The sequence below is a fragment of the uncultured Acidovorax sp. genome, from assembly GCF_964021665.1.
Lineage (GTDB): Bacteria > Pseudomonadota > Gammaproteobacteria > Burkholderiales > Burkholderiaceae_C > Acidovorax > Acidovorax temperans.
Window position 1 is genome coordinate 1 of sequence record NZ_CAXIAK010000123.1, and the last position, 8530, is coordinate 8530.

General features: G+C 59.4%; 10 protein-coding genes and 1 pseudogene. All 11 read right to left on the bottom strand.

Translation table 11 applies throughout. The features are described 5' to 3' along the window. Positions 1-513, bottom strand: a 513-nt coding sequence (locus tag AADJ04_RS16855) for a YncE family protein (RefSeq protein ID WP_341240322.1), incomplete at its 3' end; no start/stop codon positions are given. 110 nt (positions 514-623) lie between these two features. Next, the gene (locus tag AADJ04_RS16860; protein WP_341240323.1) at positions 624-2534 is read right to left on the bottom strand and encodes a DUF3141 domain-containing protein; all 1911 of its coding nucleotides are present in this window, start codon (positions 2532-2534) and stop codon (positions 624-626) included. Between the two features lie 20 nt (positions 2535-2554). Next, positions 2555-4888 carry a heavy metal translocating P-type ATPase gene (locus AADJ04_RS16865; protein WP_059401318.1) on the bottom strand — a complete coding sequence of 778 codons (2334 nt, stop codon included), beginning with the start codon at positions 4886-4888 and terminating at the stop codon, positions 2555-2557. Between the two features lie 3 nt (positions 4889-4891). Then, positions 4892-5143: a DUF2933 domain-containing protein gene (locus tag AADJ04_RS16870; RefSeq protein WP_066691671.1), complete on the bottom strand. Its 252-nt coding sequence runs from the start codon at positions 5141-5143 to the stop codon at positions 4892-4894. 84 nt (positions 5144-5227) lie between these two features. Continuing rightward, the gene (locus AADJ04_RS16875) at positions 5228-5521 is read right to left on the bottom strand and encodes a heavy-metal-associated domain-containing protein (protein WP_341240324.1); all 294 of its coding nucleotides are present in this window, start codon (positions 5519-5521) and stop codon (positions 5228-5230) included. 51 nt (positions 5522-5572) lie between these two features. Beyond that, positions 5573-6241, bottom strand: coding sequence for an isoprenylcysteine carboxylmethyltransferase family protein (locus AADJ04_RS16880; RefSeq protein WP_119558837.1), 669 nt, complete (start codon positions 6239-6241; stop codon positions 5573-5575). Further along, positions 6238-6513, bottom strand: a complete 276-nt coding sequence (locus AADJ04_RS16885; protein ID WP_066691667.1) for a DUF2933 domain-containing protein — start codon at positions 6511-6513, stop codon at positions 6238-6240. Before AADJ04_RS16885 ends, AADJ04_RS16880 begins: the two co-directional genes overlap by 4 nt. Positions 6514-6538: 25 nt before the next feature. Then, positions 6539-7012, bottom strand: a complete 474-nt coding sequence (locus tag AADJ04_RS16890; RefSeq protein WP_312306655.1) for a hypothetical protein — start codon at positions 7010-7012, stop codon at positions 6539-6541. A 90-nt stretch (positions 7013-7102) separates the two neighbouring features. Continuing rightward, the gene (locus AADJ04_RS16895; RefSeq protein WP_066691662.1) at positions 7103-7444 is read right to left on the bottom strand and encodes a copper-binding protein; all 342 of its coding nucleotides are present in this window, start codon (positions 7442-7444) and stop codon (positions 7103-7105) included. Positions 7445-7651: 207 nt separating this feature from the next. Further along, entirely contained in the window at positions 7652-8149 is a 498-nt protein-coding gene (locus tag AADJ04_RS16900; protein ID WP_038213835.1) for a cupredoxin family protein, read from the bottom strand. A 37-nt stretch (positions 8150-8186) separates the two neighbouring features. Continuing rightward, positions 8187-8530, bottom strand: a pseudogene (locus AADJ04_RS16905) (copper oxidase); the annotation flags it as partial.

Below are 8530 nucleotides of genomic sequence, written 5' to 3' on the forward strand. Positions count from 1 at the left end.
CCCGGAGATCGTGTCCCGGCCGCAGCCGGCACTCACATAGTTGTCGCCGGAACCGGCATCCACCGTGTTGCGTCCGTCGCCGACGACCAGACGGTCGTCGCCGGAGCCTGCCGTGACCCGGTCGTAGCCCGACCCGGCACTGACCGTGTTGTCGCCGCCGTTGGTGATGTAGGCGAAGCGGCCGTCGGGCGACACCACCACATGGGCCGGGTGCATGCCAACCGGCACCTTGGCGACGACTGCGTTAGTCGCGGTATCGATGGCCCAAACCGCGCCGGGCTTTCCCATCGCATCGTGGCTGCCTTGGGCCATCTCCTTGTGCTCCGACGCGTCGGCCGTTTGAGCAGGCTCCCCGTTATTGGTCACCCATACGACCTTGCCGTCGGGCGATACCTGTACGTTGTGCGGTGCCTTGCCGACGCGCACGCTTGCCAGTGTCTTGAACGACGCAGCATCGAGCACGCTCACCGTGTCAGCCCCCTCGTTGGCCACATACACCTTGTCGGCGGCCAAGGTGGCGCCGGATCAGGCCAATAGGCCCATCTGCACCGCTGTCAAAAGCCAGTTGTTTTTTCTTGTCATCATGATCTCTCTTGGTTGGAAAATAAAACTTCTATCAGGGCTCAGTCGGCGTTGGGGCGCACTGGATTACCGTTGCCACCCTCTTTACCCATCATCCCCAGGACGCCTGCGAACAAGACAGGGTTTTGAAACATCAGGCGAAACGCCTGCTCGCTCGCAGCGTCTCGGCCTTCGCGCAGCCTTCCCAGCGCATGGGTCACTTCCCCTGCAGCTTCACGCTCACGCTCGATCCACGGGTGACGCGGCGCAAGCGGCTGGCGGTTCTTGCCAAGCGGCTCGGCCAGCAAGGCAACGCCGCGCATCCACGGACTGAACGTTTCCGAGAGCAAATACCGACTGGTGCGCATCGGATGGAGCCACTTGAGCATTTGGGCTGTCCAGGGTGTGGACAGCGCTTGCGCCCAAGGACTGACGAATGCCCGGTAAAGCGCCTCGTTGAATATCGAGACCTGTTTCACCCGCTCAAAAGCTTCCTGCGGGTAATCCGTTTTCAGGTCTTCAACCTGACGGGGTTCAAAGCGGATGCTGTAGGTGGGCTTATGGCAGTCCGGGTCACCCGACGGGTTGTCGATCTTCATTTCATAGAGGCCCGGGGCCAGCGCCTCAATCTCAGCCAGGCTCTCCAGGATCGCCCGGTGCTCCAGACGCGCCACCCCGGCGGAGACAAAAATGCCGAGATGGCCGACGTGCGGGTTCGTGAGGTAGACGATGCGCTGTCCGGCCTGCTTGAGATCCTCGGTGTCTTTGTAGACTGCCGGAATCCATCCGAGCGCCTGGTGTGGTGGCGTAATGTTGTCGCCGTAGGACGCAAAGATGACGATTGGATTCCTGATCCGCCTGAGGTCAGCAGTGCAACCCTGGCAAATCTGGAAAAGACCCTGTTCAAGCTGGTTGCCGATGAACAGGTTTTCAACAATCGCAAGGATCTCTTCCCGACTCAGGAAATAAAAACCGTTCCACCAACGCTCGAACTCCAGAAAACGCGCCTGCTCACTGTCGACGTTGGTGAAGAGTTGGGCGTACTTCTCCCAAACAGCCTTTTCGGGCTTGAGGTTCTCGAAATTCTGCGCCAGCCAGGCTCCATCGAAGCGGCCATTGCCCAGGTCGGCCGTCAGATGCGCCAACCAGCTGCCGCCAAGGAGCCCTCCGGAAAGACGCATCGGATTGACACCGGACTCGCCAGCCCAATATGACAAGGGTGAGCCATTGAGCACCACCGGTCCGACCAGACCGGCGCAGTCTGCGGACAGCAGCGTCAGCGCCCACCCGGCCTGGCAGTTGCCATAAAGCACAGGAGGATTGCCAGGATGGCGTTGCGCAACTTCTTCGGCGAAACGCCGCAGCACATGCAACACGTCTGCCAGGGTCTGCCCCAGAGTCGGCTCGGGAAAGAAGATCACGAAATAAACCGGATGGCCTTCGCGCATGGCCATCCCGACTTCGGAGTCGCGCTTGAAGCCGCCGATCCCAGGGCCATGGCCGGCGCGTGGATCGACAACAATGACCGGAGGTTTGTCAGGATCGACGCAGTCGTCCCAGCAATGCCCGTCGATTTCCGTGATGCGCAGCAGTGCATAGTTGACGGACCGTTCGAAGCTGCGCGCGTCCAACAGCGTTTCATACTTGAAGTCCAGAAGCGGCGGCAATCCGGCTCGCTCGTGCTCCAGCATGTTGTTCGCGCGCTGGCGAAGCGTGTCCCAGAACAGAATGGTGCGTTCGAAGAAGTCGCGCTGGTAATCGAAATAGTCCTGCGCCGAAGGTGCTTCAGCTGCTCTTTTCATGCCACTAGACGCATCCTGTGGCGCAGGCTTCAACAACTCCTCGGAATGATCCAAGACGGTCGGTGGTAGATCCTTTGTCTGGCGGTGCGTCCATTGCACCGCTGCTTCCTTACCCACCGCCGTGGTGCGTTGAGAGGTTCGAGGCATTTGTGGTGACGTGGAGATTTTCATCATTCCTCCGAACTACGGGGTCATTTTTTTCCGCGCCGTAAACGCAGAGCATTGAAAATCACCGAGGCCGAGCTCAGACTCATGGCCAGCGCCGCGATCAGCGGGGACAACAACCACCCAGTGAATGGGTACAGCACGCCTGCCGCAATCGGCACCCCAATGCCGTTGTAAACGAATGCGAACAGGAGGTTCTGGCGCATGTTTCGGACGGTGTCGATAGAGATGTCGCGTGCGGCGGTGATGCCGCGCAAATCGCCTTTGACCAGCGTGATCTGGCCGCTGTTCATGGCCACATCGGTCCCCGTGCCCATGGCCACGCCGACATCGGCCTTTGCCAACGCAGGCGCATCGTTGATGCCATCGCCGGCCATGGCGACAATGTGGCCCTCTTTCTGGAGCCGTTCCACGAGCGCCAGCTTGTCTGCGGGCTTGACTTCGCCATGCACCTCGTCGATGCCAAGTTTTGCACCCACTGCCTTGGCGGTGGTCAGACCATCGCCAGTTGCCATCACGATGCGCAAGCCGCTGGCGTGCAAAGTCCTAATGGCTTCCAGCGTGGTGGCCTTGATGGGATCGGTCACAGCCAGGATGCCAGCCAGTTGTCTGTCCACGGCCAGATGCATCACGCTGGCGCCTTCACTGCGCAGACGCTCGCCATCGATCTTGAGCGCATCAGTGGCCACGCCCTCCTGCTGCATCAATGCGGTGTTGCCCAGCACCAGATGCTTCCCATCGACCATGCCGCGCACGCCAATACCGCTGCCAGATTCGAAATCTAGCGGTTTGATCAGTTCCAGGCCCTTGGCGCGTGCTGCACTGACGATGGCCTCTGCCAAAGGATGCTCGCTGCCTTGGTCCAAACTGGCAGCAAGGCGCAGAACTTCGTCCGCTGTATAGCCAGGTGCGGCAACTGCGGTGTCGAAAGCGGGTTTACCTTCGGTCAGTGTTCCTGTCTTGTCCACAATCAGCGTGTCGACCTCGCGCATTTTTTCGATGGCGCCAGCATCACGGAACAGCACCCCCTGTGTCGCGGCACGCCCTGTGGCCACCATCACCGACATCGGCGTGGCCAGCCCCAGCGCACAGGGGCAAGCGATGATCAGGACGGCCACTGCGTTAATCAAGCCAAACACCCAGCTAGGTTCCGGACCGAACCAACCCCAGACAAAGAAGGTGGCAATGGCGATGAGCACCACCACGACCACGAATTGGCCTGCGACCACGTCCGCCATGCGCTGCATGGGCGCCTTCGAGCGTTGGGCATTGGCCACCATCTGAACAATCTGCGACAGCATGGTGGCCGCACCGACCTTCTCGGCGCGCATTACCAGGGCGCCACTGGTGTTCATCGTGGCGCCAATCACCTTGTCACCAAGGCGTTTGGTCACCGGCACAGGCTCACCGGTCAGCATGGATTCATCGACCGCACTGCTGCCTTCAGTCACAACGCCGTCGACCGGCACTTTCTCGCCGGGGCGGATGCGCAACAGGTCACCGACGTGAACATGGTTCAGCGGTACGTCTTCTTCGTTGCCATCCGCATTGATCCGACGTGCCGTCTTGGGTGCCAAACCGAGCAGCGCCTTGATGGCCGCAGAAGTTTGCGAACGGGCCTTCAACTCGATGATCTGGCCCAGCATGGTCAGCGAGATGATGACCACTGCCGCCTCGTAGTAGACCGCCACGCGCCCCATGGAAATGAATGAATCCGGGAACACGCCCGGCGCCACGGTAGCCACGAGGCTGTAGAGAAAGGCCGCGCCCGTACCCAAACCGATCAAGGTCCACATGTTGGGGCTGCGGAGGACGAGAGACTGCCAGCCGCGTACGAAGAAGGGCCACCCCGTCCACAACACGACGGGTAAGGAAAGCACCAGCTCAACCCAGGTTTGCACCTTCATGTCAAACCATCCAAGACGATGGCCGAACATTGCAAGAACGGTGACAATGACTGTGAATGGCAGCGTCCACCAGAAGCGATGCTGAAAATCCTTTAACTCATGGTTGTCTTCCTCGTCCAGTGGAATGATGGGCTCCAATGTCATGCCGCACTTGGGACAGACTCCAGGATGATCCTGCCGCACCTCGGGGTGCATAGGGCAGGTGTAGATGGTGCCGGCCGGCTCTGGCGCGGTGTCCTCGGGTGCAGTAGATACAAGGTATTGCAGTGGGTTCGCTGCGAACTTGCCTTGGCACTTGGCGCTACAGAAATAGTAGGGCCGCCCTTCGTGCGTCAATTTGTGTTCAGACTGCTCCGTAACGGTCATGCCGCACACCGGATCCTTTAGATCCTTTGGCGAGGCTGGCTCGGCAGGGGGGTGACTGCCGTGATGGTGGTGTGCATGCATGTCCATTGCTTATTCCTTGTTGTTGTTGGTGCGCCGTGGCGGCTGCGCATGGTTGCCGTGCCCACCATGGCCGCCGTGGCCGTGCATCAGGTGCATTAGCGGACAGGCGAGCAGCAGCAGGTAGGGCCAATAACCCAGAACATGGCCCCAGTGCTCTCGCAGCAGATAAAAACCAGCGATCACGGCAGCCGTTGCCAGCGCCATGCCGGCTGGGCGGCGCCAGAACGATGGCGCATGGGAGTCGTTGTCAGGCTGATCCATGGCGTTGCTCCTTCAAAGTTGCCAGCAAAAGGTGCGGGCGCGGACGCGCCCAGCCGGTCGACCCTGAATCAAATACCGTGGCCGTCATCGGCAACCATAGCCCCCCGCACCGCCGCTGTGGCAGCCCGAGGCTTTAGGCTGCGAGGTCGCAGCGGGAATGGGCGTGTCTGTGGCCAGCTTTGCGGGGTAACCCGCATCCGTCAATGCCATCAACAATGGGGCGCTGCCCTGCGCCAGTTCCCCGCTCACCCGGACATGCCCAGACTGGAGATCGACCTCCACCCCACTGACACCCGGCAGCGGTTGCAATGCGTGCGTGACGTGCTTGACGCATGAGCCGCAGCTCATGCCCTCGACTTGCAGATCAATCGTTTTCATATATCAAACTCCTAAAAATTGAAACGTATACCGCCGGGGAAATATTCCAGATCATCTTTTTGACACCGAGTCAGTCGTCGACTGGGCCTTGCCCATGCGAGGGATAAACCGGGGTGTGCGCTGGGCGTATGTGTCGTACGTTGCACCGAACTGTTTGTGCATTTCGTTCTCTTCGGTGATTGCCAGACGTCCGTACATCAGGAGCAAGACAGGGAACATGGCCAAGGTCAGCAAGGTGGGCCACTGCAGCAGGAAGCCCAGCAGAATCATCACAAAAGCCACGTACTGCGGATGGCGAATGCGCGCGTAGGGGCCTGTTGTTGCAAGCGATTGGCCACGCTGAGCGTGGTAGAGCACATTCCACGCTGTGGACAACAGGTAGAAACCAAAGCCCAGAAAAACGTAGCTGGCGATGTGCAGTACGCCGAAATGCGGGTCGCCCTTTTCGCCCAACAGGGTGGACCACAAGTGACCCGAGGTGTGGGAGAGCAGATCCAGATTAGGGAACTTGGTTTGAAGCCAGCCCGATATCAGATAAATCGTCAGCGGGAAGCCATACATCTCTACGAACAAGGCAACTATGAAGGCTGCGAATGCGCCAAACGTCCTCCAGTCACGGGCCGTTGCAGGCTTGAAAAAGCTGAACGCAAACATGATGAAGATCGCTGAATTGATGATGACCAACGACCACAGGCCATAAGCAGATTCGGTGTGGTTCACTGGGGATCTCCTTCTTTGCGCGATTCGGCAGTCTTCGACACATCAGGCTTGCTCTGGCCATGGTGACCATGCCCACCGTGGCTGCCGTGCATGAAAACATGCATCAGCGGGCAGGCGAGGAGCAGGAGAAAAGGTAGCGCCCCGACGACATGCGCGAGGTGTTCTGTCAACAAAAAATACGCCGCCACGGCACCAATCGCCACGTAGCCGATGGCGTATCGAGAACTCCAGAAACTGGGGGGCGACTCGTGTCCGTCGTGTTGATGGCTCATGGTGACTCGCAATCAGGTGGGTGCGTTACTTGGTCGGCGTGGCAGGCAGGCGGTCCATCATCATTTGCATCATGGACTGCATCATTTCCATGCGCTTTTCCATCATCTGATGACGCTCGGCCATGTTGGAGGACATGCCCTTTCCACCTTGCATGCCACCCATGCCCTGCATGCCTGCGCCCATCTGCTGCATCATCCCCATGCCGTCCTGCATGAGCCTCATGTGCTCGTCCATGAGTGCCTGCCGCTCCTCCGGCGTTTTGGCCGCCATCATCTTTTCGTGCATCGCTTGCATGGACTTCATATGCTCGTCCATCTTGGCCATTCCAGCCATCGGCCCCGTACCCATTGGCTTTGCGGAAGTCTTCATTTGGGTGGACGCGGGCTGCGTGCTACCTGCAGGGTGATGGGCCTTGTGCTCATCGGCGGCTTGCGCCATCACGCTCAGTGAGGCCGCAGCGACACAGACCCCGATCAGGGTATGGTGAATTTTTGACATAGTGCTCTCCTTCTCCAGATTACAAAACCGTCGCAGTCAGCAATCAATAAATCCATCCGCGACGACACAGCACGCTAAAGCAGCGTGTTCTCACTGAGCGGGCTGAATGTCTGTGACAACCATCTTCCCGCCCTCGTTGACGACCATGAACTTGACCTTGTCGCCAGGCTTCACGTTGGACAACAGGCTCTTGTCCTTCGCGGTGAATACCATGGTCATACCGGGCATGTCCATGTGCTTGATTTCACCGTGCTTGATGGTGACCTTGCCGTTGTCCAGATCAACTTTCTTGATCTCGCCATCGGTCAGGGACGCCGACTGTGCCGCTTCTGTCTTGCCAGGCTCCATGCTTGCCTGGGCAAAGCTGCTCATGGGCAGCGCTATACCCACGGCCACGGCGGAAATGGCAAGAATTTGTTTGATGGTGTTCATGATGTGACCTTACGAATACATGTTGAAAATTTCTGCTAATCCATCTTTCTGAATCAGCAGCGCTTGAAGGGGGTGCGCCGACCGCTGTAAGCCGGCCCATTCGTGCCCGGTAAGCCCATCGGCATGGCGGGCACTGCCAGTCCCAGCGCTCGGGGCTTTTTCTTGGACATGACGCGGACTTCTTGTTCCAGGCTCTACGGTGGCGTATTACTTCTTGCTGACCTGAACGAGGCCCTTCATGCCAGCTTCGTAGTGGCCGGGAATCAGGCAGGCGAAGTTCACACCGCCAGCTTTGGTGAACTGCCAGACGATCTCGCCTTGCTTGCCAGGCTGCAGCGTGACCTTGCCGGGCTCGTCGTGCTCCATGTCCGGGAATTTCCGCATCTGCTCCAGATGCTCAAGCAGTTCCTTCTCGGTGCCCAAGCTGAGTTCATGCTTGACCTTGCCGGCGTTCTTGACGATGAAGCGAACGGTCTCGCCCTGCTTGACCTGAATGTTCGAGGGAGTGAAACGCATGGTGTCGCTCATCTCGATGGTGATCGTGCGGCTGGCCTTGGCGGCGACACCGGGCTTTCCGATGGCGGTTTCCTCTCCATCACCGTGGCCGTGGCCACCGGCATGGTTGCCTGCGGCCATGGCGGCCCCCGAAGCGGTCAGCGCGGCGGCAGCCAGCAGGCGGTAGAAGGTGGATCGCGTGAACTTCATGGATGATCTCCAGTTAAAAACGAAGGGAAGAATTTTATCAGTGCGCACCATGTGACGTCGGCTTGCGCACCTTGACTTCGGTCGGCGTTGCAGGCTTGCGAACGCGCGGCATGGACTGGCCGCCCTCTGCGCTGAATCGCGCGGGCTCCGCCATCGGACCGGTGTACTCATACGCCACCGTGCCCTCCGGGTTTTTGTACCAACCCGGGTTCTTATAGTCGCCTGGCTTCTGGTCGCGGCGCACCTTCAGGACACTGAACATGCCACCCATCTCCACCGAGCCGAAGGGGCCTTCCCCGGTCATCATGGGGACGGTGTTGTCCGGAATGGGCATCTCCATCTCGGTCATGTCCGCCATGCCCCGTTCGCCCATGACCATGT

Coding starts and splice junctions, on each gene's coding strand:
- AADJ04_RS16860 (WP_341240323.1), bottom strand. CDS start 2,534: ATGAAAATCTCCACGTCACCACAAATGCCTCGAACCTCTCAACGCACC.
- AADJ04_RS16865 (WP_059401318.1), bottom strand. CDS start 4,888: ATGGACATGCATGCACACCACCATCACGGCAGTCACCCCCCTGCCGAG.
- AADJ04_RS16870 (WP_066691671.1), bottom strand. CDS start 5,143: ATGGATCAGCCTGACAACGACTCCCATGCGCCATCGTTCTGGCGCCGC.
- AADJ04_RS16875 (WP_341240324.1), bottom strand. CDS start 5,521: ATGAAAACGATTGATCTGCAAGTCGAGGGCATGAGCTGCGGCTCATGC.
- AADJ04_RS16885 (WP_066691667.1), bottom strand. CDS start 6,513: ATGAGCCATCAACACGACGGACACGAGTCGCCCCCCAGTTTCTGGAGT.
- AADJ04_RS16890 (WP_312306655.1), bottom strand. CDS start 7,012: ATGTCAAAAATTCACCATACCCTGATCGGGGTCTGTGTCGCTGCGGCC.
- AADJ04_RS16895 (WP_066691662.1), bottom strand. CDS start 7,444: ATGAACACCATCAAACAAATTCTTGCCATTTCCGCCGTGGCCGTGGGT.
- AADJ04_RS16900 (WP_038213835.1), bottom strand. CDS start 8,149: ATGAAGTTCACGCGATCCACCTTCTACCGCCTGCTGGCTGCCGCCGCG.